The organism is Neobacillus sp. FW104-15D2, from assembly GCF_058790155.1.
In genome coordinates, this window is sequence record NZ_JBYTCJ010000002.1 from 295,820 (window position 1) to 321,746 (window position 25,927).

Annotated in this window: 24 protein-coding genes, 1 riboswitch and 1 other annotated feature; of the genes, 10 read left to right on the forward strand and 14 right to left on the reverse strand. The window is 39.9% G+C overall.

Annotated elements, in window-relative coordinates:
* Positions 1-5: 5 nt before the first annotated feature.
* A complete protein-coding gene (locus AC3WR0_RS03145) occupies positions 6-1,622 on the reverse strand; it encodes a putative polysaccharide biosynthesis protein (RefSeq protein WP_492550935.1) in 1,617 nt (538 codons plus the stop codon).
* Positions 1,623-1,881: 259 nt separating this feature from the next.
* Between AC3WR0_RS03145 and AC3WR0_RS03150 the strand changes: the two genes are divergently transcribed.
* Positions 1,882-3,150 carry a BaiN/RdsA family NAD(P)/FAD-dependent oxidoreductase gene (locus AC3WR0_RS03150; protein WP_492550936.1) on the forward strand — a complete coding sequence of 423 codons (1,269 nt, stop codon included), beginning with the start codon at positions 1,882-1,884 and terminating at the stop codon, positions 3,148-3,150.
* Positions 3,151-3,182: 32 nt separating this feature from the next.
* Here AC3WR0_RS03150 and AC3WR0_RS03155 read toward each other — a convergent pair whose 3' ends face one another.
* Complete coding sequence (locus AC3WR0_RS03155) at positions 3,183-3,368, reverse strand: sporulation protein Cse60 (RefSeq protein ID WP_027322098.1); 186 nt, start codon at positions 3,366-3,368, stop codon at positions 3,183-3,185.
* 181 nt (positions 3,369-3,549) lie between these two features.
* Here AC3WR0_RS03155 and AC3WR0_RS03160 point away from each other — a divergent pair, with 181 nt between their 5' ends.
* On the forward strand, positions 3,550-4,527 hold the full coding sequence (locus tag AC3WR0_RS03160) for a cation diffusion facilitator family transporter (RefSeq protein WP_492550937.1): 978 nt from the start codon (positions 3,550-3,552) through the stop codon (positions 4,525-4,527).
* Positions 4,528-4,570: 43 nt separating this feature from the next.
* Here the strand turns inward: AC3WR0_RS03160 and AC3WR0_RS03165 are convergent, their stop codons facing one another.
* The 5 genes from AC3WR0_RS03165 to AC3WR0_RS03185 all read right to left on the reverse strand — a co-directional run bounded on the left by AC3WR0_RS03165 (position 4,571) and on the right by AC3WR0_RS03185 (position 10,141).
* Complete coding sequence (locus AC3WR0_RS03165) at positions 4,571-4,870, reverse strand: rhodanese-like domain-containing protein (RefSeq protein WP_492550938.1); 300 nt, start codon at positions 4,868-4,870, stop codon at positions 4,571-4,573.
* Between the two features lie 94 nt (positions 4,871-4,964).
* On the reverse strand, positions 4,965-7,385 hold the full coding sequence (gene leuS, locus AC3WR0_RS03170; RefSeq protein ID WP_492550939.1) for a leucine--tRNA ligase: 2,421 nt from the start codon (positions 7,383-7,385) through the stop codon (positions 4,965-4,967).
* 90 nt (positions 7,386-7,475) lie between these two features.
* Positions 7,476-7,689, reverse strand: a binding site (T-box leader).
* A gap of 332 nt (positions 7,690-8,021) precedes the next feature.
* Positions 8,022-9,212 (reverse strand): MDR family MFS transporter, encoded by a 1,191-nt coding sequence (locus AC3WR0_RS03175; protein WP_492550940.1) that lies wholly within the window; start codon positions 9,210-9,212, stop codon positions 8,022-8,024.
* 473 nt (positions 9,213-9,685) lie between these two features.
* The gene (locus AC3WR0_RS03180) at positions 9,686-9,865 is read right to left on the reverse strand and encodes a hypothetical protein (RefSeq protein WP_027322103.1); all 180 of its coding nucleotides are present in this window, start codon (positions 9,863-9,865) and stop codon (positions 9,686-9,688) included.
* An 18-nt stretch (positions 9,866-9,883) separates the two neighbouring features.
* Positions 9,884-10,141: a YtzC family protein gene (locus AC3WR0_RS03185; RefSeq protein WP_027322104.1), complete on the reverse strand. Its 258-nt coding sequence runs from the start codon at positions 10,139-10,141 to the stop codon at positions 9,884-9,886.
* A 259-nt stretch (positions 10,142-10,400) separates the two neighbouring features.
* Here AC3WR0_RS03185 and mnmL point away from each other — a divergent pair, with 259 nt between their 5' ends.
* Both mnmL and mnmM read left to right on the forward strand, forming a co-directional pair.
* On the forward strand, positions 10,401-11,360 hold the full coding sequence (gene mnmL / locus AC3WR0_RS03190) for a tRNA modification radical SAM protein MnmL/YtqA (protein WP_492550941.1): 960 nt from the start codon (positions 10,401-10,403) through the stop codon (positions 11,358-11,360).
* A 3-nt stretch (positions 11,361-11,363) separates the two neighbouring features.
* Positions 11,364-11,939 carry a tRNA 5-(aminomethyl)-2-thiouridylate-methyltransferase MnmM gene (mnmM, locus tag AC3WR0_RS03195; RefSeq protein WP_492550942.1) on the forward strand — a complete coding sequence of 192 codons (576 nt, stop codon included), beginning with the start codon at positions 11,364-11,366 and terminating at the stop codon, positions 11,937-11,939.
* Positions 11,940-11,963: 24 nt separating this feature from the next.
* On the opposite strand, the gene AC3WR0_RS03200 is transcribed toward mnmM, so the two are convergent.
* Together AC3WR0_RS03200 and AC3WR0_RS03205 are read right to left on the reverse strand one after the other, a co-directional pair.
* Positions 11,964-13,046, reverse strand: coding sequence for a tetraprenyl-beta-curcumene synthase family protein (locus AC3WR0_RS03200; RefSeq protein ID WP_492550943.1), 1,083 nt, complete (start codon positions 13,044-13,046; stop codon positions 11,964-11,966).
* 100 nt (positions 13,047-13,146) lie between these two features.
* Positions 13,147-13,953: an alpha/beta hydrolase gene (locus tag AC3WR0_RS03205; RefSeq protein WP_492550944.1), complete on the reverse strand. Its 807-nt coding sequence runs from the start codon at positions 13,951-13,953 to the stop codon at positions 13,147-13,149.
* A gap of 174 nt (positions 13,954-14,127) precedes the next feature.
* Here AC3WR0_RS03205 and AC3WR0_RS03210 point away from each other — a divergent pair, with 174 nt between their 5' ends.
* A complete protein-coding gene (locus AC3WR0_RS03210; protein WP_492550945.1) occupies positions 14,128-14,637 on the forward strand; it encodes a gamma carbonic anhydrase in 510 nt (169 codons plus the stop codon).
* Between the two features lie 96 nt (positions 14,638-14,733).
* Complete coding sequence (locus AC3WR0_RS03215) at positions 14,734-15,612, forward strand: C39 family peptidase (RefSeq protein ID WP_492550946.1); 879 nt, start codon at positions 14,734-14,736, stop codon at positions 15,610-15,612.
* Here AC3WR0_RS03215 and asnB read toward each other — a convergent pair.
* From asnB to AC3WR0_RS03230, 3 genes are all read right to left on the reverse strand, one after another.
* On the reverse strand, positions 15,609-17,504 hold the full coding sequence (gene asnB, locus AC3WR0_RS03220; RefSeq protein ID WP_492550947.1) for an asparagine synthase (glutamine-hydrolyzing): 1,896 nt from the start codon (positions 17,502-17,504) through the stop codon (positions 15,609-15,611). The two genes, AC3WR0_RS03215 and asnB, sit on opposite strands and share 4 nt — an antisense overlap.
* A gap of 412 nt (positions 17,505-17,916) precedes the next feature.
* On the reverse strand, positions 17,917-19,119 hold the full coding sequence (metK, locus tag AC3WR0_RS03225) for a methionine adenosyltransferase (RefSeq protein WP_492550948.1): 1,203 nt from the start codon (positions 19,117-19,119) through the stop codon (positions 17,917-17,919).
* Between the two features lie 208 nt (positions 19,120-19,327).
* A riboswitch (SAM riboswitch) is annotated at positions 19,328-19,464 on the reverse strand.
* 80 nt (positions 19,465-19,544) lie between these two features.
* Positions 19,545-19,919 carry a thiol-disulfide oxidoreductase DCC family protein gene (locus AC3WR0_RS03230; protein WP_492550949.1) on the reverse strand — a complete coding sequence of 125 codons (375 nt, stop codon included), beginning with the start codon at positions 19,917-19,919 and terminating at the stop codon, positions 19,545-19,547.
* Between the two features lie 272 nt (positions 19,920-20,191).
* Here AC3WR0_RS03230 and pckA point away from each other — a divergent pair, with 272 nt between their 5' ends.
* The gene (pckA, locus tag AC3WR0_RS03235) at positions 20,192-21,775 is read left to right on the forward strand and encodes a phosphoenolpyruvate carboxykinase (ATP) (RefSeq protein ID WP_492550950.1); all 1,584 of its coding nucleotides are present in this window, start codon (positions 20,192-20,194) and stop codon (positions 21,773-21,775) included.
* Between the two features lie 309 nt (positions 21,776-22,084).
* On the opposite strand, the gene AC3WR0_RS03240 is transcribed toward pckA, so the two are convergent.
* Positions 22,085-22,327: a DUF2584 domain-containing protein gene (locus AC3WR0_RS03240; protein ID WP_492550951.1), complete on the reverse strand. Its 243-nt coding sequence runs from the start codon at positions 22,325-22,327 to the stop codon at positions 22,085-22,087.
* Positions 22,328-22,387: 60 nt separating this feature from the next.
* Complete coding sequence (locus AC3WR0_RS03245) at positions 22,388-23,179, reverse strand: alpha/beta hydrolase family protein (RefSeq protein ID WP_492550952.1); 792 nt, start codon at positions 23,177-23,179, stop codon at positions 22,388-22,390.
* A gap of 132 nt (positions 23,180-23,311) precedes the next feature.
* Between AC3WR0_RS03245 and AC3WR0_RS03250 the strand changes: the two genes are divergently transcribed.
* From AC3WR0_RS03250 to AC3WR0_RS03260, 3 genes are read left to right on the forward strand one after another with little or no spacing between them, the layout of a single operon-like run.
* Positions 23,312-24,322 (forward strand): ABC transporter substrate-binding protein, encoded by a 1,011-nt coding sequence (locus tag AC3WR0_RS03250; RefSeq protein WP_492550953.1) that lies wholly within the window; start codon positions 23,312-23,314, stop codon positions 24,320-24,322.
* 20 nt (positions 24,323-24,342) lie between these two features.
* On the forward strand, positions 24,343-25,107 hold the full coding sequence (locus AC3WR0_RS03255) for an ABC transporter ATP-binding protein (RefSeq protein ID WP_492550954.1): 765 nt from the start codon (positions 24,343-24,345) through the stop codon (positions 25,105-25,107).
* Positions 25,100-25,906: an ABC transporter permease gene (locus tag AC3WR0_RS03260; RefSeq protein ID WP_492550955.1), complete on the forward strand. Its 807-nt coding sequence runs from the start codon at positions 25,100-25,102 to the stop codon at positions 25,904-25,906. Before AC3WR0_RS03255 ends, AC3WR0_RS03260 begins: the two co-directional genes overlap by 8 nt.
* The last annotated feature ends 21 nt before the right edge of the window (positions 25,907-25,927 follow it).

Sequence of the window (25,927 nt, forward strand, 5' to 3'; positions counted from 1 at the left end):
AATAGTTAAACAGGAAGGCGCAGCTTTTTCTTAATACGTTCTACCCTGTCACCAAACAATAGATTTATCAGCTTTGATTTAAAGCTGAGGTACAAGTAAATCGCTGCTCCAACAATTGCGCAAACAATGATAATTAAAATGGATTGCATGGTGGATGCAGGCGACAAGAAAAGCAATAGAACTTTATATACCATAAATGTTCCAGCCCACATCAATGCAGAAATACTCAAAATCAAAACCGTTCTCCTGATCACAAGGCGGAAAGGATATCTTGAATACGTTTTTATTACATAAAGATTGATTAAAATTGCTGCAAGATATCCTATAGAGGTGGAAAGTATAGCCCCTTGTGTTTGCATTAACTTAATAAGCGGAATGTTCAGGCTCAGCTTTAACAATAACCCTACAAGCAAACTGAGAATCGTAAACCGCTGTTCATTTATTCCCTGCAAAATCGCTGCTGTTACCGAATAAAGGGCAAATAAAATGGCTACAGGAGCATAGGCACGCAAAACTTCACTTCCTGCTGGAAGATATTCATAAAAGACGGTGTATACTGGGTCAGCCAATAAGGAAAGGCCGACAGCAGCAGGAACAGTCAGATACAGCAAAACCTGAAAAGCCTGGTTCAATTGAGATACTAAGCTTTGGCGGTCATTTTCAATAAACGATTTTGTAATGCTTGGTACTAGTGTCAGCGAAAAGGCGGTTGCCAGAGAAACCGGAATAATAACAAGCTTATGGGATTCAAAGTTAAGAATTGAGAATGCATCCTTTGCTTGTTTAGCAAGACCAATCTGGTCAAATGCCCTACTGAAGGTCATTTGGTCAATGGCCTGAAAAAGCGGATTGGCAATCCCTACAAAAACAAAGGGTGCCGCATAAACCACTATCTCTTTATAAATTTGGCCCAATGAAATATTAATAGTTCCTTTATCATGAACCAGCAATTCATCCAAATACGGCTTCCGTTTATACCAGTACCAAAACAAAACAGCAAGACTTCCGATTGCCCCTATAAATGCCGCAAAGGTCGCTACGCTGACAGCTGTTACGAGACTGCCGTGTAAAACCTTTAGAACAATATAAGCACCAAGAAGGGTAAACAAGACACGGACAATCTGTTCCACAACCTGGGAGACAGCTGAAGGCCCCATGGACTGATGTCCCTGAAAAAAGCCGCGTATAAGACTCATAAACGGAACAACAATAAGAGCAAAACTTACAGCTCTCGTTACTGTTACTACTTCTTTTAGGCTTTCGGCATCTGCATTTTCGGATAAACTTATTTTGGCTATTAGAGGTGAGGCTATATACAAGATTAAAAAGGCAATGATTCCCGTGGTAAGCATAACAACCAGACCAGATTTAAAAAGCTTCCGGCCAACCGCATACTCTTCCAGGGCATTATATTTAGAGATAAACTTTGAAACAGCCAGCGGGACGCCTGCTGTGGCAATACTTATAAAAATGGTATAGGGAACATACGAATATTGGTAAAGTGCTGTTCCGTCCGAACCAACAATTTTATAGAACGGCAGCACATAAATTAAACCCAGTACCTTTGAAAGAATTGTGCCAACTGTTAATATAAACGTTCCTCTTAAAAGCTTTGATGACATATAATCCCTTCCTGCCAATAATAGATATAATTACGAGTTTCGACTTTTTTTGCACACTATTTGTAGTTTACTCTTCTTTTCCCCTCTCCGCTACTAACAACTCTAAAAAATTCACCTTTTCAGTTTCCTTTTAACTCTGCCTGGAAATGTTTATAATAGGAAAAGCGCAGTCGCCCAGTGATGAAGCTGGGTGTAATTAAAGTTTAATTATTAAAACTTCCATATATTGCACAAATAAATAATGAAGTTGGTGACGGAAATGGAATTTGATGTAGTGGTAATCGGAGGAGGCCCTTCCGGTTTAATGGCGTCGATTGCAGCGGGAGAAGGCGGAGCAAAAGTTCTGCTCATTGATAAAGGGGACAAACTGGGGAGAAAACTTGCAATTTCAGGTGGCGGCCGCTGCAATGTAACAAACCGTCTTCCGGTTGATGAGATTGTAAAGCACCTGCCTGGAAACGGTAAGTTTTTATATAGTGCTTTTTCGATTTTTAGTAATGAAGATATTATAAGATTTTTTGAGAACCTGGGAATCGCCTTAAAAGAAGAGGACCATGGAAGAATGTTTCCTGCCTCCGATAAGGCACAATCTGTCGTAGATGTATTGATCAGGAGAATTGAACAGCTAAAGATTAAAGTTTGGACAAACTCTCCTGTTAAGAATGTTTTTTATGAAAACGGACGGACCTCTGGAGTTCTTCTGAAAAATGGTGAAAAGATTATCGCAAAGTCTATAGTGATTGCTGTTGGAGGTAAATCTGTTCCACATACTGGTTCTACAGGTGATGGTTATGCCTGGGCAGAAAAGGCTGGTCATACTATAACAGATCTTTTCCCAACGGAGGTTCCTGTCACATCAAATGAGCCTTTTATAAAAAACAAGGTTCTCCAGGGACTTTCTCTTCGGGATATAGGATTAAGTGTACTAAATCCAAAAGGTAAACCATTAATTACTCATCGCATGGATATGATCTTTACGCATTTTGGCGTCAGTGGGCCGGCAGTTTTAAGATGCAGCCAGTTTGTTGTAAAAGCTCTAAAAAAGTGGAACCTCAAAGAAACAGCCATGAGCCTTGATGCCCTGCCAGACAGGACTGAGGAATCAATTTTTCAGGAGATTGTCAAAACGGTTAAAGAGGATCCTAAAAAAAGTATTAAAAACAGCTTAAAAGGATTGCTTCCGGAGCGATATTTATTGTTCCTTCTTGAGCGTAATGGAATAGACCTTTCAGCACAGGGAAATACCATCAGTAATGATAAATTTCGTTCCTTCTCAAAAGACTGTAAGCAGTTCACCTTCATGGTCAATGGTACACTTCCGCTTGAAAAAGCATTTGTTACCGGTGGCGGAGTATCCATTAAAGAAATTGAACCTCAAACAATGGCTTCCAGGTTAATGGATGGATTATTTTTCTGCGGTGAAATTTTGGATATTCACGGCTATACAGGAGGATATAACATTACAGCCGCTCTAGTTACCGGAAGGCTGGCTGGAATGAATGCAGCAAAATCAGCACGTAATTCTTAAAGACTAAAAACAACAGGGCCTGATAAGTGGGTTCAGGCCCTGTAAATAATCATGGCAGAGAAACAATAAATTTGTTCTTCCTCTTCTTCCTCTGGGATAGCAGCAACATTGTATTTGATATCAACCAGTTTCTTTTCATCTATTCCTTTTAAAAAATAGTTCATATCCCGCTCCAAATCCTTTTCATGTTCCTTATCAAAAAGCTTAACCTGTATCAAATTCCTCTCCCTTTCCTTTTTTCTATCATTCTATCCATATTTTAAATTTTTTATAAGAAAATGCATGTTTAAAAATAAGTTCCGGATAATTGGGTATAAGAGAAAAAGGGAGATGAAATAATATACCCTTATTTAAAGGTTCAATTTTATCCCTGTAATTTTAAAAGAAAGAAGGGAAAAAATGAGTAATTTCTTTCAACTATTAAAAAGAGGAAATAAATCTGCGTTTTTGGCTTCCATCGTAAATGCAGTCGTTGCAATTATTAAAGGATTTGCTTATTTTACAACAGGAAATGTGGCAATGTTTGCTGAAACTATGCACAGCCTTGGAGACACTGCCAACCAACTATTTGTGTTTATTGGTTCAGCTTTGAGTAAAAAAGGGCCAACCGACCGGTTTCCAAACGGCTTTGGAAGATTGGTAAACCTTGTATTGCTGGGAGCAGTCCTAATTGTTGGTATTATGTCATTTGAAACCATAAAAGAGGGTTATGCTCACCTTATTCATCCAACAGAATCTTCCGGTTTTATATTGAACGTAGTTGTGCTGGTATGTGCTACAATGCTCGAATCCTTTGTTTTATTTAAGGCCATGAAAGAAGTCCTGCATGAAAGCCATGTAGAAGCAAAGGGGATGGCTATAATTTCTCAGAGCCTTGCTCACCTTGAGAAAGCAAAACCTGCTACTAAGCTCGTTGTCCTAGAGGATTCTGTTGCTACAGGAGGCGGATTACTGGCAATCCTTGCTGTTGTCATAGCCCACTTTACTCCCTTCCACCAGGCAGAGGGAATCGTCTCTATCATTATCGGCGCTTTAATGTTTTTAGTGGTAGGCAAAGTCTTTTTAGATAATGCAGCAGGTGTTCTAGGTGTAGCTGATGAAGAAATGGAAGAAAAAATCGGCAACATCATTATGGAAGATCCGGATGTAAAAGATATTCAGGATATTTCTGTTATTAAAGAAGGGGAAGAAGTACATGTTGAGGTTGAAATCGAAATTGATCCAAAACTAACCATCGCTGCAGCGGATGATATAAAAGATAGGCTGGAAAAGAGAATTTTTGCCGAAAAAGGAGTTTCGGATGTCATCATTGAATTTGATGAGGATGATGGGGTGCCAAATTGGCAGGAAGAGACTGCAGATACGGGATCTAAATAAAGAATGGAGGCGAACCATTGGTCCCGCCTCCATTTTTATATACTTATTTTGTTTCGCCTTTCCATTCAAGCATGCCGCCAACCATGTTACGGACTTTAAAGCCCTGATCTTGAAGATAATGGCATACGTTTTCACTTCTTCTGCTTGAGCGGCATATAAAGACGTATTCCTTATCTTTTGAGAAATAATCCAGATTTTCTGGAATATCTCCCATCCTGATATGCTTAGCGCCTGGAATCATTCCCTGGGCTACTTCCTCGTCTTCACGAACGTCAACTAGCTCAACTTTTTCCCCTGTTTTAAGCTTTTGCTGCAATTCTTCTGGAGTTATTATTTCAATCATAATTTGTGCCATCCTTTCTGAAAACATCCTCCGTTAACATTAGAGGTCGTTTTTTCCTAATTTATTACCTAAACATCAAAAATCTTGTTATATTTTAATTTGCAACAATGTTAACAAGTTTACCCGGAACAGTAATAACTTTGCGAATGGTCTTGCCTTCAAGCTGTTCTTTCACTCTTTCATCTTCCATTGCAGTTTTTTCAAGAGCTTCTTTATTAGCATCAGCAGGTACCATCACTTTGGCTTTAACCTTTCCGTTTACCTGAAGGACGATCTCAATTTCTTTATCAACTAATTTTGCCTCATCGTAAGCAGGCCATGCTTCGTAGGTAATAGTTCCGGAATGGCCAAGTTTTTCCCATAGTTCTTCAGCCACGTGCGGGCACAACGGCGATAGCATTTTAATAAAGCCTTCCATATATTCCTTTGGAATGGTTGTTGCTTTATAAGCTTCATTAATAAATACCATCATTTGAGAAATAGCAGTGTTAAAACGAAGTCCTTCATAATCCTCAGTCACTTTTTTGACAGTCTGATGGTAAACCTTCTCCAGATTTGAATTTGAAGATTTTTCGTTTTGAATCTTAGGATTTAATTCCCCATTTTCTTCAATGAATAAACGCCATACCCGGTCAAGGAACCTTCGTGATCCGTCAAGACCATTAGTGGACCAGGCAATGGATGCCTCAAGCGGTCCCATGAACATTTCGTATAGGCGCAGAGTATCGGCTCCATGGCTTTCAACAATATCATCAGGATTTACTACATTCCCTTTTGATTTACTCATTTTCTCGTTATTTTCCCCAAGAATCATTCCCTGATTGAAAAGCTTTTGGAAAGGCTCTTTTGTAGAAACAACGCCAATATCATAAAGGAACTTATGCCAGAATCGTGCATAAAGAAGATGCAATACTGCATGCTCAGCACCGCCGATATAAACATCAACAGGAAGCCATCTCTTTAATTTTTCCGGATCAGCAAGGACCTCATCATTGTGCGGATCAACGTATCTTAAATAATACCAGCAGCTGCCGCCCCATTGTGGCATTGTATTTGTTTCACGGCGTCCTTTTTTGCCAGTAACCGGATCGGTTACATTTACCCAATCTGAAATATTGGCCAATGGTGACTCACCAGTTCCTGAAGGGCGAATTTCCGTTGTTTTAGGAAGAAGAAGCGGCAATTCACTCTCCTGAACAGCCGAAGAGGTACCATCCTCCCAATGAATAATTGGAATTGGCTCTCCCCAGTAGCGCTGACGGCTGAACAGCCAGTCACGAAGGCGGTAGGTAACTTTCTTTTTACCAATACCCTTTTCTTCCAGCCATGAAATCATCTTTTTGATGCCATCTTCTTTATTCGTTCCATTTAAGAACTTGGAGTTTATATGTTCGCCGTCTCCTGTATATGCTTCCTCTTCAATATTTCCTCCCGCTACTACTTCAACGATAGGTAAATCGAATTTTCTTGCAAATTCATAATCTCGTTCATCGTGGCCAGGTACCGCCATAATCGCACCAGTTCCATAACTGACTAGTACATAATCAGCAATCCAGATAGGCATCTTTTCATCGTTTGCCGGATTGATTGCATAGGCGCCGGTAAACACACCAGTCTTTTCTTTTGCAAGGTCAGTACGTTCTAAATCACTTTTCATTTTAACTTTTTGAAGATATTCATTCACTGCCTCACGTTGGGAGGCAGTTGTTATTTTATCCACTAAAGAATGCTCAGGTGCAAGCACTGCATATGTTGCACCAAAGAGTGTATCCGGTCTTGTTGTAAAAACAGTAAAGCTTTCATTGTGGCCATCTATAGCGAATGTTACTTCAGCACCCTCAGAACGGCCAATCCAGTTACGCTGCATATCCTTTAGGCTTTCCGGCCAATCTAGTTCATTCAAATCCTCAAGCAGACGGTCGGCATATTCAGTAATCCTTAAAACCCACTGCTTCATTGGCCTGCGTTCTACCGGGTGGCCTCCACGCTCACTCTTGCCATCTATGACTTCTTCATTTGCCAAAACTGTTCCAAGGGCCGGGCACCAGTTAACTGCCACTTCATCCACATAAGCCAAACCTTTTTCATAAAGCTTTAGGAAAATCCATTGAGTCCACTTATAATACTCAGGGTCAGTTGTCGAAATTTCTCTATCCCAGTCATATGAAAATCCTAGGGATTTAATCTGGCGTCGGAAGGTATCGATATTTTTCTTTGTAAATTGAGCCGGATCATTTCCTGTATCCAATGCATATTGTTCGGCAGGAAGTCCGAACGCATCCCATCCCATTGGATGAAGAACGTTATAACCCTGCATTCTTTTGAATCGGGAAAGAATATCAGTTGCAGTGTAGCCTTCCGGATGGCCTACATGAAGCCCTGCTCCTGATGGATATGGAAACATATCCAAAGCGTAAAATTTTTCTTTTGCGCTATCCTCAGTAGTTTTGAAAGTTTTATTTTCTTCCCAGTATTTTTGCCACTTTTTCTCGATTTTTTGATGCTTAAAATTCATTTCTGGTCCTCCTTATAGTAATTACTAACGGGACGAAGATCCATTTACCCTTTAATAAACTAAAGCAAAATAAAAAATCCCCTCATCCCAAACAGGGACGAGAGGATTATATCTTCCCGCGGTACCACCCACATTAGTGTTTAACACTCACTTCATTCATCCTTAACGCGGAAAACGGCAAATATTACTGATTATTCATACTTGCAACTCATAGGCGAGTTCATGATGTTCCCGTCCGGCTTGCACCAACCGCCAGCTCTCTTTTTCAGGATGAATCACTACTGCTCCTAATCAATGTTTATAACATATTCATTTATTATCTAGTGATATTTTATATAATTTCCCATCCATATGCAAGTTTACATTAGAAAAACTTAGCATTCGCCAAGTCCTTTTGGCGAATGGCCCTAGTTTAGCTTATCACGCTCAAAACGGCACATCCTCGAAAAAGCTATGCTTTTTCTTCGTGCGAGGCAAAGCTGACGTAGCTTTCCTTGTCCTGTGCCTTTCGCCTGACTAGGACTTCCTCGGAAAAGCTAGTGCTTTTCCTTCGTGCGATGATATTGCTGACGAAGCCTTCCTTATCCTGTCCGTCGTGCGTTTAAATGGATATAAATCATTAGCTAAAAAAATGGGTCAGGAAGGAATATTAAGGCTGACCTTATCAACGATCTTTAACTTTTTATCATACATGGCAGTAGTAATGATCGATACTAGAAACAGGATAATCATTGCTAAAAAGAGTACGGACATTCCAAGGTAATCAGCCAGCATACCTCCAGCCAGCGGCCCAATCATTCTGCCCCCTGTAGCCGTACTATTCACAATACCCTGATAAAATCCCTCTCGTCCTTTAGGAGCAAGATCGTTTGCTACTGTAGGGACAGCCGGCCAAATAAACATTTCCCCGATGGTAAGTATAATCATTCCTGTCATAAAACCAGTAAAATCACTTGATTTTGCAGCTACAAGGAAAGAAACTATAAAAATTACCATACCAATGATCATTTGTTTTTTCAGCGATTTCCCAAACTTTTTCAAGAACAAATTTAATAATGGCTGACCAAGTACAATTAAGGCGCCGTTAACAGTCCATAACAAACTATATTGCGTTAGGGATATATGAATTTTCTGGGTATACGATGCTATAGTTGTCTGCCACTGTACATATGCGACCCAGCATAGTAAATAACCAATACATAAAATAATCAAAGCATGCAATTTTCTGTGGTTTTTAACCAAACCATTTTCCTGAATAATAGATGTGTGTTTTGCTGTAACCATATCGATACCCCGGTAGCCAAAAATAGCTATTAACAGGAAAATAACATACATGAGTGTATTTGCTAAAAAGATGAGCTGAAAGGAATACTCTGCAACAATTCCTCCGAGTGCAGCTCCGACTGCTACTCCGAGATTTTGTGCTACATAAATTGCATTAAAAGCTTTTCGCCCGCCTTCTTTCCAGACGGACCCCGCCATGGCATACATCGACGGGAAAACGATACCAGTTCCAAAGCCGACTATAGTTAAAAAGACAATATATTCCGGCCATCCATGCCAGAAGGTCAATCCCACCAGCGCCGCCAGAGTTATACCAATTCCAAGCAGGATGGATTTATATCCTCCAATTTTATCAAAAAGATTTCCGCCAAATAAATTACCAACTACACTCGCAGCCGAATTTAACATAAGAACCACTCCGGCCATTGATAAAGACTTTCCTAAATGATCGTGAATATAGATGGTGTTTAATGGCCATAAAAAAGAAGAGCCAGTAACGTTGACTGCCATCCCAATAATCAAGAGCCATAATGCACGCGGCATAAAAAAACTCCTTTACAAAATTATTAAAACACCTGAAAAAGGTGCTGTTGTTCCATGTCATTTCTCAAAGGTTTAGCTGATTAAGTAAGTGAATTTAAGCAGTCCTTTTTAGAGACGATATTTAAAAATACCAAAGGTAATTTTATTCTTTTTTGTTATGGCATGCAATCTTTTTTCCACTATCCGCTCCGCCATTTCCCTTCCATTTGTTTCCTCTATGCATAATACTCCTAAACGAAAATTAATTTGTGGATAAAAGAACACTTCCTTTTGACTTTTGCGGCTGATAAATTGTCAATCCTATATCGTAGAAATGTCCTTGAGACCGATTATCCTGGACAAAGTTGTCCTGCCTCAAAGAAACGTCAACAGAAGAGGATACTAGAAAATAATTGATTGGCTTTTTTTAATGCTCAAAAAAAGGAGCCCGAAAACGGGTCTCCTTTTACTAGGTTATTCTAGTCATTTAATTTTCAGGAAGATTGGTCTTGTTCCTGATGAAATTTGGATTTAACAGGCTGTCCGCCTGTTTTTTCATACTTTTTCTTAGACTCTTTTACTGGGTCATAATCTCTTCCCAATTCGATATCTTGATTATTAATTCCGTTCCTTGTTTTTTGTTCAGGGTTATTTTGTTTAGAGCGCTTTTTCAAACTGTTTTCCCCCTATCATTACTGCAGTATCATGTTATTTTGGACCTGCTGAAGCTGGAGTCTCATCCTGTGCAGCTGGTCCCGCTGCTGTGCATTAGCACTGTGGGCAAGGTCGCACAATTCGTTATATCTCTCTTCAAGCTGCTGCAGGGCATCTGTATAGCCAACGTTATTGTATTGTTCCTGCAGACTGCTCTCCCTGTACTGGTCCTGGGCATATCGAATAGCATCCTCACATTTTTGCAGGAAATCTTCCATTGATTGTCGGGTTGCCATCTTAAATCCCCTTTCATTGCAGGTATTCTAACTGCTGCTATTTGAAGCAAACTGCTTCATTTCTTATTTTGTTTAAAATTTGTTTTCCTATCACGATAAAAGGCTGATAAATGCTGGGAGAAATAAGGCTGTTTATGGAAGGGAAAGAATTACAATTGGATATGAATGCTACTTCGTGATAAAATTCTTCTTATGTTATTAGCTTGCTGATGCAACGAAATCATAACAGACATTTTCAATATAAAAAGGAGGAATCTGAATGCTTCAGACTAACCCTTTTCCATATGCAGCTGATGATAAAAGATATCACACATGGAATTACCATTTGCGCAATCAATTTGGCCATAAGGTATTTAAAGTAGCCCTTGATGGTGGGTTTGATTGTCCAAATCGTGACGGGACTGTTGCCCACGGCGGATGTACTTTTTGCAGTGCGGCAGGTTCAGGGGATTATGCAGGTAACCGGGCAGACGAATTGGAAAAACAATTCCGTGAAATCAAGGAAAAGATGCATACAAAATGGAAAGACGGTAAATATATGGCCTATTTTCAGGCCTTCACAAATACACATGCTCCGGTAGATGTACTCCGTGAAAAGTATGAAACGGTACTTAGACAGGAAGACGTTGTTGGATTATCCATTGCAACGCGTCCAGATTGTCTGCCGGATGATGTTGTTGAGTATCTTGCAGAGCTTAACAAAAGAACTTATCTATGGGTCGAGTTAGGTCTTCAAACAGTTCATGAAAGAACGGCACTACTGATAAATAGAGCACACGATTTTCAATGTTATGTAGAGGGTGTAGAAAAGCTTCGCAAGCATGGCATCCGTGTTTGCTCTCACATTATCAATGGGCTTCCCTTAGAATCCAACGAAATGATGATGGAAACTGCCCGGGAGGTGGCAAAGCTTGATGTTCAAGGAATAAAAATTCACCTCCTGCATTTGCTAAAAGGAACACCTATGGTTAAGCAATACGAAAAAGGTATGCTTGAGTTCCTTTCATTTGGTAACTATGTCAGCCTGGTCTGCGACCAGCTTGAAATTCTGCCTCCAGAAATGATTGTACACAGAATTACAGGAGATGGCCCAATTGATTTAATGGTTGGACCAATGTGGAGTGTCAATAAGTGGGAAGTCCTTAATGCCATAGATGCTGAAATGAAGCGCCGTGACAGCTGGCAGGGGAAATTTTATAAAGCTGAGGGAGTAAAATAAACCATGAAGCTTGATGGGATATTGCCCTTTGCAAGAACATTGATGTCAAAGGCCCTTACGGACGGCGATATCGCTATAGACGCTACACTTGGCAACGGTCATGATACGGTTTTTATGGCAGAACTTGTAGGAGAGGCAGGAATAGTCTATGGCTTTGATATTCAAGAAGCTGCTATTCTCTCCAGCCAATCAAGATTAAAGGAAAACAACCTTATTAATAGGGTAGTTCTTTTTCAAAAAGGACACGAACATATAAGTGAATTGGTGCCCTCCCATCACCATATCAAAATAAAAGCTGCCATTTTTAATCTAGGCTATTTGCCTGGAGGCAATAAATCGGTTGTGACAAAACCAGATACAACAATCTCAGCAATCAGTCAGCTGTTGGATATCATGGCACCAGAAGGAATTATCATCCTTGTTGTTTACCATGGATACCCTGAAGGTGCTGTTGAGCGGGATGAACTTCTACATTACCTTGAGGGTCTTGATCAGTCAGCCGTTCATGTACTGAAGTACCAGTTTATCAATCAGGCGAATAATCCGCCGTTTATTGTAGCAGTTGAAAAAAGGGCCTGATCCAATTGATCGGGCCCTTTTGCTTTATTTAAAAATAATCCGCGTCAGCCCAGAAGGCACCCATTTTTGTAAGGATCGGTAAGCAAGACCATTTATATAAAAGAAATAACTTGCCCCTCCCCCTGCCTTTATTATTTCTCTAGCTATTGATCTGACATTTTTTTGTTTTCTGACCTTTTCATCAGACAGGTAAACCCCAAGCAGCCCCCTGTTTATGAGCTTATGGAAGTTCTTATGAGGAAGCTTTTCTGTATAGCGGTCAGCTTCGCTTACAAAATGCTTAAGCCGCTGAAAAAGCTGTTTTTGATTGTCGTAATAAAAACAAAAATTGAGGTCTCCCCCAATAAGATCCTCTTCCTGATCAATAAAATAATCAAGAAGAATGTGGAGGCCCTGGATATAAGGAAAATAGCCCTTACGGATATTGTCAGCATCTTCTTTACTAAAATCCTCACGCATCGCGTAAGAAATTAGACAAAAAATCCCCAGCGTTGACCCGGAACATGCTGAAAATTCATACCATTCCATTTCAGGGAGATTTATTTTAAATCGGTTAAACCAATTAACCAGCCGTGGGACCCGTTCTTCTTTGATAACATGCTTATTGATCTGTAGATCGCAGTAATACTCACATAGTTCAATAAGGTAATCCTTTATTAAGTCATAATGAGGAAGCTCCCTTATAACAGAACGGCAGGTTTCAGACAATTCAGCCAAATAATTTCCGTCGTTCTGATCTTCCCTATAACGATAATAATTTTTAAATTCACATTCTGGCTTTAACGCATCCTTCATGGAGTCATGTAAGCAGGCAAAATCCACTGGGTCAAGAGAGGTACTCCTGTCACATAGATTATCCAGATAATCACTAATCGTCTGGTAAGCAACAATAAATTTGATTGCTTTTTTATAATCTTCATTAGCCATTAAAGATAAAATCGACCCGCCCTCACAATGGAACGTTTTTGTATCTATGCTTGCAAGGGCTTGTTTTCGCAATTCCGGGTTTGGAATCTGTTCCGCCCTGCTTTTCCAGTATCCAAGCTCCTGATGTGCTGCCGGCAGAATTTTTCGGTACACCCTTGACATTAAGCTAATAGGCTTCATAGAAAAGACAATCTCCTTACTAAGAAAAGTGCAAACGCCCATCTCTGGCGCTGCAGCTAGACAATTATTTTAAAATGGCAGCAGATAATTTAGGGGAATTTCACTCAAGAATATACCCTATTGCCTTTAGCTGACTTTTAACAAAGTCATTGGCATATTCAAATACTTCTTCACGCTCAGGTTCGTTAAAAATCTCATGATAGCATTTGGGCCATTCCTTGAAACGCTTTTCAGAGAGCTGAACCTGGTTAAACCAGTCCTTCACATTATCTTTTTTAACGATTTTATCATCCCCGCCCTGCATAAGAAGCATAGGTACATCCTGGGTTTTTTCAATACTTACAAAAGCTTCCTTCATTGCAGCCGAAAGTTCCCGGTACCACCGTACGGAAACTTTGGTTATATATAAAGTGTCATTAACATCCGCTTCCCGAACATCCATGTTTCTTGTTGCCATGTCAACTGTCAGTCCGGAACTAAGCCTTAAAGATGGCAGGGTAGCATTTAACCCTAATGATAATGCCTTAAGGAGTTTAGAAGGTTCATTAACCAATCCAAGACACGGGGAGGAAAGAATAACCCCTGCGAGGTTCAGCTGTTCCTCCTGAAGAATGCGAATGGTAATCAGGCCTCCCATACTATGACCCAGCAAAAAAACAGGCAGATTATATTGGTAAGCTGCCTGAACCCAATCTTTTACTTCAACGATATATTCATCAAAGGAATCGATATGGCCCCTGCGGGCTCTGGTTGTCATTCCCTGGCCAGGAAGGTCCCCCATTACGACATGAAAGCCTGAGAGGCGCCATTTTTCGATCAGCCAGCCATATCTCCGGTGATGCTCCATTGCTCCATGCACCATGACAATGACAGCTTTTGCTTCTCCTTCAGCTTCCCATTTCCACATGTTTTTTTCACTCCTAAAGATATTTATTCGATCAGGGCGATCTCCCTGTTAAAATTCTTGTTCCACGATAACTGTACTATACCATACTCCACGCAAAGTTCTGTGCCAAAAGCTTTTCGTCTGCAAGTTATTCCGATAAAATTTAATTATATAAATGAAAAGGAGAATGCTCAAATGATATATCCCTACAAAGATAAATATCCGCAAATATCTGATTCTGCATTTGTTGCTGATTATGCCACGATAACAGGAGATGTCATCATAGGCGATGAATCAAGTGTCTGGTTTAATACAGTAATACGGGGAGATGTTGCTCCTACAAAAATAGGCAGGAGAGTGAGCATCCAGGATAATTCAGTTCTTCATCAGAGTCCAAATAACCCCTTAATTATCGAAGATGAAGTTACAATCGGGCACCAGGTGATCCTTCATAGCTGCGTCATTAGAAGAAAAGCCCTTATCGGGATGGGCTCCATTATACTTGATCAAGCTGAAATCGGCGAAGGAGCTTTTATTGGAGCTGGGAGCCTTGTCCCTCAAGGAAAAAAAATCCCTCCTAACACACTTGCGTTTGGAAGGCCGGCTAAAGTAATCCGGGAATTAAATAAAGAAGATATAAAAGATATGGAACGAATCGTAAGAGAATACGCCGAAAAAGGAGCTTTTTATAAATCGCTTAAATAAATAAATCCTCTTAATACCTAGTATGAACGATTAAAGCTTAATACACTCCAATATCTGCCGATATAAATATCAGAACGAAAGAATTAGGTGATTGATATGGATGTGTTATATTTTCTTGCTGCTTTTATAGTTCTGCTATTGGTTATTAAGATGAAAAGAAAATCAGGTGTTTTTCTAAAATCCGCTTTATTATTCTTATTTATTATTCTGGTTCTTGTCCCATCCTTTATTTGGGATAACTTCCAGCCAGCCCATGCTGCAAAGGCAATGAACACTATTAAAAGTATTTTTAGTTATCAAGAAGATAAAACGCAGAAAGTTTTTCAGAATAACACGGACATACCGGTCATTAAGATAAAGGAAAATATTATCCTTGATGCACCCTTTATTTCTCAATTGCCTGAACTGCCCCGCGGGTGTGAGGTGACAAGCCTGGCTATGATGCTAAACGATGCGGGAGTACAAGTAACCAAACTAACTCTTGCTAAAGAAATTAAAAAGGATTCAACAGCTTATAGTATCTCTTCCGGCAAAGTTTTTTTTGGAAACCCTAATGATGGATTTGTTGGAAATATGTTTGATTTAAGAAAACCTGGTCTCGGTGTATATCACAAGCCGATAAGCGAGCTCGCAGAAAAATATCTACCTGGCAGGGTACAAGATTTATCAGGAGCAGATTTTGACGAATTAAAAATTCATCTGTCTGATAATCGCCCTGTTTGGGTAGTAGTTAATACTTCTTATCAGAAGCTTAACGAAAGTCTGTTTCAAACATGGAATACCCCTACTGGTCCTGTAAAAATAACATATAAAGAGCATGCAGTTCTTTTAACTGGGTACGACCGTGAATACGTCTATTTTAATGACCCGCTGACAGGTGTTAAAAATAAAAAAGCACCCATTTCGGATTTCGAAGAATCCTGGGTGCAAATGGGGAGGCAGGCTATAACCTACCTTCCAATTAGTAAATATTAATGCTGATAAGATTTTTCAGCTGAGAAATCATTTTCAAAAGAATAAACCTTTTCTACATAAACCTGATGCCAAACCATGAACATCAGTACTGTCCAGATTTTACGGCTGTTATCAGCTTTACCCTGGCAATGGTCTTCCAGCAGTCTTAAGACATAAGCTTTATTGAACAAATGATCCGTGTTGCTTTCGCGGATTATTTTTTTTGCCCATTCGTTCATTTCATTTTTCAGCCAATGGCGGATTGGAACAGGGAAACCGAGCTTTTTGCGGCTAAGCACGTGGTCTGGAACGATTCCTTCTGCTGCTTTACGTAATATATATTTTGTAGTGCCATTTGCCGTTTTAAGGCTGGTTGGAATTTTGGAGGCTGTTTCAAAAATGACCTTATCCAAAAATGGAACACGAAGCTCAAGTGAATGAGCCATAGTCATTTTATCAGCCTTTAACAGAATATCCCCGCGCATCCATGTATGGATATCAATATACTGCATCCGATCAACCGGATCATATCCACGGCTTTCCTGATATAGTGGTTTGGTGATATCTGTATAATCAAGACCACTGCGATAAACACTCAATAACTCGCGTTTTTCTTCTTCTGTAAACATTTTAGCGTTTCCGATATATCTTTCCTCCATCGGAGTTACGCCGCGTTCAATAAAGCTTTTGCCTTTAGTGCCTTCAGGCATCATTCGGGCAATTCCTTTAAGAAGTCCTTTTCCAACACGTGGAATTTTATTAAATACCTCAAGAGATTGCGGTTCACGGTAAATATTATAGCCGCCAAACAACTCATCTGCGCCCTCACCAGACAAAACAACCGTAACATGTTTGCGAGCTTCCCGTGCAACAAAATAAAGTGGCACACATGCAGGGTCTGCAAGTGGATCGTCCATATGCCACATGATTTTAGGAATTTCATTCATATATTCCTGCGGAGTAATAACATAACTGATGTTTTCAACACCAAGTTTATCCGCTGTTTCTTTCGCTACATCAATTTCACTGAAACCATTGTGTTCAAAACCAACAGAGAAGGTTTTGATAGATGGATGGAATTCTTTAGCGATTGAAGCAATGATAGATGAGTCAATACCTCCGGAAAGGAAAGAACCAACAGGAACATCGCTTCGCATATGCATTTTTACAGAATCGAATAAAACATCTTTGATTTCTTTTATAAAATCAGGCTCTGATTTTTGCACTGGGCTAAACTGAGCTTTCCAATAGCGTTTGATGTCCATTGGCGAGCCAATTTTCTTAGTAAAATAATGCCCCGGCTCCAATTTGTGAATGCCTGCAGACATTGTTTCAGGCTCTGGTACAAATTGATACGTTAAGTAATGCTGAAGAGAGTCATAATTCAAAACATCGTTTTCAAGAGCAAGCAAAATGCTCTTTTTCTCTGAAGCGAAAAATGAACGTTCGCCATCTTCAAAGTAAAAGAATGGTTTTATACCAAACGGATCTCTTGCGCCATATAAGCTTTGTTCTTGTTTATCCCAGATGACAAACGAGAACATCCCGCGTAGTTTTTCAACCGCTTTTTCTTTCAAATGGCTATACAGGGCAATAATAACTTCTGTATCAGAATTGGTGGCAAAGGTTAGTCCTTCCTTGAGAAGTTCTTCACGAAGTTCTACATAGTTGTAAACCTCACCATTAAAAATAATCCAATAGCGTTCGTTTTCATATGTTAGCGGCTGATGTCCGCTTTCGATGTCGATAATACTTAAACGCCTAAAGCCGAACTGGATATGTTCATCATAGTAAAATCCATCATCATCCGGTCCCCGGTGCGTAATTATATCATTCATATTTTTAAATTGCTGTTTCTGTTCGTCACGATAAACTTGGGCTTTGTCGTGTACACAACCAATGAAGCCACACATTATGTACGTCACCTACTCCATTTCTAAACTAATTCAATTTCTATGCTTCTAGAAATTGCACTATCTAATACTACCATTAATAAAAGAAAAATTGCACTCTGAACATAAAAGGAAAAATTTTCTTCACCGTGATAATACTTTTTCACATTATAAAGAAACATTAAATCCCTTTCTACTATATGTCAGTTTAGAAAAACTTGGCATTCGGGAAGTCTTTTTTGGGGAAACCCTATTTTTCTTAACGTACTCAAAACCGCACCTCTCAAAAGCAAAGCTTTTTACCTGGGCGACGCAAGCTGACGAAGCATTCTTGTCCATGCTTCAGAATTTATGAATATAAGTTCTGATGATTAGTTAAATAAAAACGGGAGTTACATTTTAATGTAACTCCCTGTTTTTTCAATAGCTTAAATTATCTTCCCTCAGATTGCTGTTTTAAAGCATCTGCCTTGTCAGTGCGCTCCCATGGAAGATCAACGTCGCTGCGTCCAAAATGCCCATAAGCAGCTGTCTGCTTATAGATTGGGCGGCGTAGGTCTAGCATGTTGATAATTCCTGCTGGACGAAGGTCAAAGTTTTTCTCAACCAGTTCAACTAATACCTCTTCACTTACAGTACCGGTTCCGAAGGTATCAACTGAGATGGAAACAGGTCTTGCAACACCAATAGCATATGCAAGCTGCACTTCTACCTTGTCAGCAAGACCAGCTGCTACGATGTTTTTCGCAACATAACGGGCTGCATAAGCTGCTGAACGGTCAACTTTTGTAGGATCCTTACCAGAAAATGCACCGCCTCCATGACGAGCATAACCACCGTAAGTATCAACGATAATCTTACGGCCTGTAAGACCTGCATCACCCTGTGGTCCGCCGATTACGAAACGGCCAGTTGGGTTAATAAAGTATTTTGTGTTTTCGTCAATCAGTTCACTCGGAACAACAGGATTAATAACATGTTCCTTTAGATTGCGCTGGATTTGTTCAAGCGCGATTTCAGGGTGGTGCTGCGTAGAAATAACGATTGTGTCAATTCTGACAGGCTTATCGTTTTCATCATACTCTACAGTCACCTGTGTTTTGCCATCAGGACGAAGGTAAGGAAGGATTTCTTCTTTACGCACTTCTGTCAGGCGTCGTGCCAATTTGTGTGCCAATGAAATTGGCAGCGGCATTAATTCTTTTGTTTCGTTACATGCAAAACCGAACATTAAGCCCTGGTCACCAGCGCCGATTGCTTCGATTTCTTCGTCGGACATTTTGCCTTCACGAGCTTCCAGCGCCTGGTCAACACCCATTGCGATGTCGGCAGACTGCTCATCAATGGAAGTTAACACTGCACATGTTTCGGAGTCAAAGCCGTATTTGGCACGATTATAACCTATGTTCTTAATGGTTTCGCGCACAATTTTAGGAATGTCTACATAAGTGGAAGTAGTAATTTCTCCTGCCACAAGCACAAGACCTGTAGTTACGGAAGTTTCCGCAGCTACCCTTGCGTTTGCATCCTTTGCTAAAATAGCATCTAAAATAGAATCAGAAATTTGGTCACAGATTTTATCTGGATGACCTTCAGTTACTGATTCAGAAGTGAACAAACGACGTTTTGCTGACAACTGAATTCCTCCTATAAATGGGATATATCGAGGTTTATTAAGGTTACAGGAATACTTCTTGAACCTCTGACAGTGATACGGTACTCATTCCCTTAGTAGTATGAAATAAACAAAGGATTTTTATGAGAATCTGTTTTGATAAAAGGCAAAATAAAAAACCTTCCTAGTTTGAGGAAAGGTTTAAAAGCAGAATGTTCCGCGCCTTTCACTCTTATCGTTCAAGGTCAAAGCCTTGCGTCAGATTAGCACCTTCGCTATGTAAAAAAGCCAAATGAAGGCTTTCATCTTGTATAGCAGGTTGCTGGGTTTCATAGGGCCTGTCCCTCCACCAGCTCGGGATAAGAGAGTATCCGTTCAATGAACAATCATAACGTTGATGTCGCAGAGTGTCAATATTTTTCTCTTGATTTTTCTAAGCCTAAAAATCAGATTGAACAGCTGCCATCCTTACACTTTTTCCCAAAGAATTTATAGCGATTTTTGGCCGTCCACCGATAAGCCGGGGCACCTACTTTATCCATAAAGGGGACGTAAAGAATGATACCAGGTAAAAAAGTAAGCGGAAAATGGATAAGTAATTTTCTGAATGCATAAAACCCCTTTAAAACCCTTCCTGATGGCAGCAGTAAATGCATTTCCTTTCTGAGGTCAGCACCTTTGAATTGTTTTTCTCCGCCTTGCTTTTCATATTCCTGCAGGGATGTCCATTGTACTTTATTGAGCCAGTCAAGCTTTTCGAACCATTTTTTAGTTTCCTGGCATAAGGAACATTTTGCATCATATAAAGGAATCATTTTCATAAAAAAGGCCCCTCCTTTTTTTGCAGTCCAACTTGTGAATATTTTAACAAACTTTTCGTTTATTTGGATATTTCTTTGCCGGGAAAGAATATAGTAAAATAATCATAATTCATATAAATTTGCTTAATGTTTTGATATTAGTATAGATTAATTGAGTAAATGTGTTATACTATTTGGGAGATATTTAAAAATTATAAAAATAGGACCAAGATGTATTTACCCTTTTAAAATTCATTTAGTCCATAAAACCGGTAAAGGAAGGTATTCATTGTATGAATTCTGTTCACATTCCCTATCAATTAGCTCAATTGCTGGCCGAAAATCATATTCAAATCCAGTTATCTGTACCACAACTTGTTGAAAAAGTATTAAACAGAAATGAAGGACTGCTGACTTCCACAGGCGCTGTCTGTGTTTCTACCGGTAAGTACACCGGACGTTCTCCGAAAGATAAATATATTGTAGAGGAAGCCTCAGTAAAAGATAAAATTGACTGGGAATCGAACCAGGCTATTTCGGAGGAAACCTTTTCTAAATTATATAATAAAGTTCTTACTTTTTTAAAAGAAAAGGATGAGGTATTCGTATTCAAAGGCTTTGCTGGTGCAGATAAGAAATCTCAGCTCCCTATTCAGGTTATAAATGAGTATGCTTGGCATAATCTGTTTGTTCATCAGTTATTTATCCGTCCAAATGAAGAGGATTTGCTTGAACACCACCCAGAGTTTACTGTTATTTCAGCCCCTAACTTCAAGGCTGACCCTGCCGTAGACGGCACGAGCTCTGAAACCTTCATTATTATTTCTTTTGAAAAGAAAACGGTTTTGATTGGCGGAACAGAATATGCGGGCGAAATGAAAAAGTCCATATTTTCGGTTATGAATTATCTTTTGCCAGAAAACAATATTCTTTCTATGCACTGTTCCTCCAACGTTGGCATTGAAGGTGATGTAGCCCTGTTCTTCGGGCTTTCGGGTACAGGAAAAACCACCCTTTCTGCAGATCCCAACCGCCGCCTGATCGGGGATGATGAGCATGGCTGGTCCCCTAACGGAGTGTTCAATATTGAAGGCGGATGCTATGCAAAATGTATCAATCTTACACGTGAAAAAGAGCCTCAAATTTTTGATGCCATCCGTTTTGGTGCTGTTCTTGAAAATGTAGTTGTAAACAGCGAATCCCGGGCAGCGGATTATGATGACGGAACTCATACAGAAAATACACGTGCAGCCTATCCTATTCAAGCAATTGATAACATTGTTGATCCAAGCATAGCAGGCCATCCTAATACTATAGTATTTTTAACGGCAGATGCATTTGGAGTGCTTCCTCCAATTGCAAAATTAACAAAGGAACAAGCGATGTACCATTTCCTGAGTGGCTATACTTCTAAGCTTGCTGGAACTGAGCGCGGAATTACTTCACCGCAGGCAACCTTTTCAACCTGCTTCGGTGCTCCATTCCTACCGCTGCCTGCAACCAAGTATGCTGAAATGCTGGGCGAGAAAATTCTGGAGCATAATTCTAATGTATTTTTGGTCAATACTGGCTGGACTGGCGGAGAATATGGAACTGGCAGCAGGATGAAGCTATCTTACACCAGAGCAATGGTTCAAGCCGCCCTTGAAGGTGAGCTTAATAATGTTGAAACAGTGAAGGATGATATCTTCGGTCTCCATGTTCCATTACATGTTGCAGGTGTGCCAGATGAGGTCCTGCAGCCTCAAAAAACATGGTCTGATAAGAACTCTTATGAATTAAAAGCAAAGGAATTGGCTGAAAAATTCCGTGAAAACTTTAAAAAGTTCTCCAACGTTGCGGAGGAAATCGCTGAAAAAGGCGGTCCGGCAATATAATCAAAACGAAAACACCCCATTCGGAAAAAAATCGGATGGGGTGTTTTTGTTTATGTCCCTTACTTCAATTAATGAAAAATGAGAAGATCGGACTGCTTTAAGGCGGAAATTCTCCATCTGCCGCTCCTTTTCAAACAGCAGGTCACCTTTATACATTCATTACAAGAGCTATACGATTCGTTGTTGACTTATCTTAGAGAGAATTGGAAGGGAGAATTAGCCATGTATCTGGATTATTAAAATAACTTTGAAAACGTTAAATTACTTTTAGCTTAAAACAAAGAAAAAAGCAGGAAAAATAGCTCCTGCTTAATTCGTTGAGTTTAATGATACCAATTGATAGGTAACAACTGTGGTATTTCCCTGCCATTCAACCCTTTGGATAATCCCCGTACCGCTTGTATCACTTTCAATCGTCTTTTTAACTTCAATCGGAATATTAATTGGGTAAAGCCTATAGCCTTCTTTTTCAAGAGAGAATAGGTTTTCTTCGAGTCTTTTCTCCCTTCCCTTTGTTACAATCATCGTATTCATTTCAAAAGGCATTCCCATTTATAATCGCTCCCCGCTTTATAATTACTCGTTTGCCGGTAAGTGTAGGTTAATTTTATTTTAGCATTTTTGTGCTTGCGATTTCATCCACAATGTAAGGTCACGAACAACTTTTCTATTCACAGCAGGCGGAAAGTAATGCGTAAACTCCTCAAAGTACCAGCTTTCAACCCTTTTTTCTAATTCCTTAAGCCTCTTTTCCAGCCTGTAAGAATGTTCGGCCGAAACATTCAAGTCTTTTGCACCGTGGATAATCAAAACCGGAGGTTCAAGCCTGTCCAGTTCATAAAGGGGTGTGCGGTTTTTATAACGTTCAGGATATTTTACTGGCGTCCCGCCGATGACCCTCTTCATCATTCTTCGTAAATCTTCCCTTTCAAAATAGGTGAGTTCCATATCACTGACCCCTCCCCAGGTTACAACGGAAGATGCCTCTGGAAACGCAATCCCTGTCATCAAGGCCATAACGCCTCCCCGGGAAAATCCAAAGATATGAATGCTTTCTATTCCTGGCCAATCTTTCAGCAATATGAAAGAAGAGAAGGCATCTTCCCTGTCATCACCTGCAAAGTCCTCGTTGCCTTCTCCGCCCTGGTTTCCTCGATAAAAGGGAGCAAAAACGGTAAATCCTTCAGAAGCGAATTGAGCAATACGGGATGGCCTTACCTTTCCTACACCTTTAATTCCTCCTCTTAGATAAAGAAAGCCCTCCCTGCTTCCCCCTTTTGGTTCAGCGAGCATTCCTTTTACCTTAAGGCCGTTGGAATAGTATGTAATAATCCTAAGATTAATTTGAGGGTTAGGAGAAGGAAAACGATAGCTTTCTATTATGGACCCATTCTTCTTATCCAAATAACCGCCTCCCTGGTGGTGTTTTTTATAAAACTTAATGTGCATAGGCATTCACACATTTTTATCTATTTCATACGATATTCTAGGCAAAAAATGGAGCCCAGATTTATCTGTATAAAGGAGGTACAAAGCATGAAGAAATGGCTAAAATTCAGTTTTTCCCTTTTAATGATTAGTATTCTTATTTTCACTTTGGCAGCATGCAGCGATAGTAAGAAAGAAGTAATGAAGCTTGAAAAGGTAAGAGTTGCAGAAGTTACTCGTTCCATATTTTATGCACCAGAGTACGTTGCTCTTGAGAAAGGTTTTTTCAAGAATGAGGGCCTTGATGTAAAGTTAACCACCACATGGGGCGGTGACAAAACGATGACCGCCTTGCTCTCCGGCGGGACTGATATAGCCCTGGTAGGTTCTGAGACCTCAATTTATGTATATGCCCAAGGTTCTAAGGATCCTGTGATTAACTTTGCACAGCTGACACAAACAGATGGCACCTTCCTAGTTTCCAGAAAGAAAGTTGACAATTTTTCCTGGGATCAATTAAAGGGAACCACTTTCCTTGGCCAGCGGAAAGGCGGCATGCCGCAAATGGTTGGTGAGTTTGTGCTAAAACAGCATGGTATTGATCCAAAAGCAGATCTAAACCTTATTCAAAATATCGACTTTGCGAATGTAGCAAATGCCTTTGCATCAGGTACAGGTGACTATGTTCAATTATTTGAACCAACTGCAAGTATTTTTGAAAAGGAAGGCAAAGGACATATTGTAGCCTCCTTCGGAACAGAATCCGGTCATGTTCCATATACCACTTTTATGGCCAAACAAAGCTATATGAAAAAAAATAAAGCAAATGTCGAAAAGTTTACTCGTGCAGTTTACAAAGCTCAGCAGTGGGTGAAATCACATAGTGCAGAAGAAATCGCCAAAGCCATCCAGCCTTATTTCACGGATACTGACATTTCCATCATTACTACTGTTGTAGACCGGTACAAGAGCCAGGGAACCTATGCAACCGATCCAATCCTCGACAATGAAGAATGGAATAACCTGCAAAATATTATGAAAGAAGCAGGAGAGCTTCCTAAGGAAATTAGCCATAAAACACTTGTGAACACGGCAATCGCGGAAAAAGTAAAAAAATAAATTATCGAGGAGGCCGTTTAATGAGCTTCTTAGAGATCGACCAAATTCATCACACCTATTTTTCCAAATCCAATGCTACTACGGCCCTCTCCGACATTTCGCTTGATGTAGAGGAAGGAGAATTTATTTCCTTCCTTGGTCCAAGCGGCTGCGGAAAAACGACACTCTTGTCTATAATAGCCGGTCTTATTGAACCAACAAGCGGCAGTGTTCTGCTTGAGGGCCAGCCAGTCACTCCTTCAGACAGACAAATCGGCTATATGCTTCAACAGGATTATTTATTTCCTTGGAGAACCATTGAAGAAAATATTTTATTGGGATTAAAACTATCTAAAAAGTTAAATTCCAGCAGTAAAGCTGCTGCCCTCAGCCTTCTTTCCCAAATGGGGCTTCCAGAGGTTCGAAACCAGCTTCCCAAGCAGCTGTCCGGAGGAATGCGGCAGCGGGTTGCCCTTGTAAGGACTCTCGCAACTGAGCCTAAGCTTCTTATGCTAGATGAACCTTTTTCTGCTCTGGATTATCAGACTAAGCTTAGACTCGAAGATTTAGTCTCCAGCACATTAAAGTCATTTGGAAAAACCGCAATACTGGTTACACATGATATTGGAGAAGCCATTTCAATGAGTGATCGGGTATATCTATTTTCATCAAGTCCAGGAAGGCTTCACAGAATTTTTGACATTCCTGAGGAGCTAAGAAAGCTTACACCATTTAATACAAGAAACCATGAGACTTACCAAAAAATATTTCAAACAATATGGAAGGAGCTTGAGTCCCTTGAGTAAGGAAAAAATCAACATTAAACTCCTCCATGAAAAGTTTATTCATTCTCAAATAATCGAAAAACGCTGGGTTAGGTTTTCGCAGTTCCTAATTTTCCTTTTTTTCTTTGGTGGCTGGGAAGTAACCAGTTCTAAACAATGGGTTGACCCGCTTATTTTCAGCTCTCCTTCTAAAATAGGAATTCTATTAATTGATAAAATCCAGGACGGCACTTTATTAAGCAACCTCGGAGTTACCCTAACAGAAACCGTACTTGGTTTTATTCTCGGTACACTACTAGGAACTATTTTGGCAGCCATTCTCTGGTGGTCGCCTATTTTATCAAAGGTACTCGATCCCTATCTGGTTATTTTAAATGCCATGCCCAAGGTGGCTCTCGGACCTATTCTCATTGTGGCCCTTGGTCCAGGATTTACCTCTATTATTGCAATGGGCGCTATTATTTCGGTTATTATAACTGCCATCGTCGTTTACACTTCCTTTAGGGAAGTAGATCCTAATTATGTTAAAGTTCTTCAGACCTTTGGTGCCAGCCGATCTCAGTGCTTCAAGGAAGCAATCCTTCCTGCCAGTTTTCCCACTATTATTTCAACATTAAAAGTGAATGTGGGATTATCCTGGGTTGGGGTTATAGTAGGCGAATTCCTTGTTTCCTCTAAAGGGCTTGGCTATATGATCATAAATGGATTCCAGGTATTTAATTTCACACTCGTTTTTTTATCCTTGCTGGTCATTGCGGTTTTTGCTACCATTATGTATCAAATTGTTGCTTACATCGAGAAAAAACTTTTAAAAGAATAAAAGCGTAAATCACTACAATTC

Coding starts and splice junctions, on each gene's coding strand:
- AC3WR0_RS03215 (WP_492550946.1), top strand. CDS start 14,734: ATGGATGTGTTATATTTTCTTGCTGCTTTTATAGTTCTGCTATTGGTT.
- AC3WR0_RS03205 (WP_492550944.1), bottom strand. CDS start 13,953: ATGTGGAAATGGGAAGCTGAAGGAGAAGCAAAAGCTGTCATTGTCATG.
- AC3WR0_RS03255 (WP_492550954.1), top strand. CDS start 24,343: ATGAGCTTCTTAGAGATCGACCAAATTCATCACACCTATTTTTCCAAA.
- AC3WR0_RS03175 (WP_492550940.1), bottom strand. CDS start 9,212: ATGCCGCGTGCATTATGGCTCTTGATTATTGGGATGGCAGTCAACGTT.
- AC3WR0_RS03150 (WP_492550936.1), top strand. CDS start 1,882: ATGGAATTTGATGTAGTGGTAATCGGAGGAGGCCCTTCCGGTTTAATG.
- AC3WR0_RS03160 (WP_492550937.1), top strand. CDS start 3,550: ATGAGTAATTTCTTTCAACTATTAAAAAGAGGAAATAAATCTGCGTTT.
- AC3WR0_RS03240 (WP_492550951.1), bottom strand. CDS start 22,327: ATGGGAATGCCTTTTGAAATGAATACGATGATTGTAACAAAGGGAAGG.
- AC3WR0_RS03165 (WP_492550938.1), bottom strand. CDS start 4,870: ATGATTGAAATAATAACTCCAGAAGAATTGCAGCAAAAGCTTAAAACA.
- pckA (WP_492550950.1), top strand. CDS start 20,192: ATGAATTCTGTTCACATTCCCTATCAATTAGCTCAATTGCTGGCCGAA.
- AC3WR0_RS03230 (WP_492550949.1), bottom strand. CDS start 19,919: ATGAAAATGATTCCTTTATATGATGCAAAATGTTCCTTATGCCAGGAA.
- AC3WR0_RS03210 (WP_492550945.1), top strand. CDS start 14,128: ATGATATATCCCTACAAAGATAAATATCCGCAAATATCTGATTCTGCA.
- mnmL (WP_492550941.1), top strand. CDS start 10,401: ATGCTTCAGACTAACCCTTTTCCATATGCAGCTGATGATAAAAGATAT.
- mnmM (WP_492550942.1), top strand. CDS start 11,364: ATGAAGCTTGATGGGATATTGCCCTTTGCAAGAACATTGATGTCAAAG.
- AC3WR0_RS03185 (WP_027322104.1), bottom strand. CDS start 10,141: ATGGCAACCCGACAATCAATGGAAGATTTCCTGCAAAAATGTGAGGAT.
- AC3WR0_RS03200 (WP_492550943.1), bottom strand. CDS start 13,046: ATGAAGCCTATTAGCTTAATGTCAAGGGTGTACCGAAAAATTCTGCCG.
- AC3WR0_RS03250 (WP_492550953.1), top strand. CDS start 23,312: ATGAAGAAATGGCTAAAATTCAGTTTTTCCCTTTTAATGATTAGTATT.
- leuS (WP_492550939.1), bottom strand. CDS start 7,385: ATGAATTTTAAGCATCAAAAAATCGAGAAAAAGTGGCAAAAATACTGG.
- asnB (WP_492550947.1), bottom strand. CDS start 17,504: ATGTGTGGCTTCATTGGTTGTGTACACGACAAAGCCCAAGTTTATCGT.
- AC3WR0_RS03145 (WP_492550935.1), bottom strand. CDS start 1,622: ATGTCATCAAAGCTTTTAAGAGGAACGTTTATATTAACAGTTGGCACA.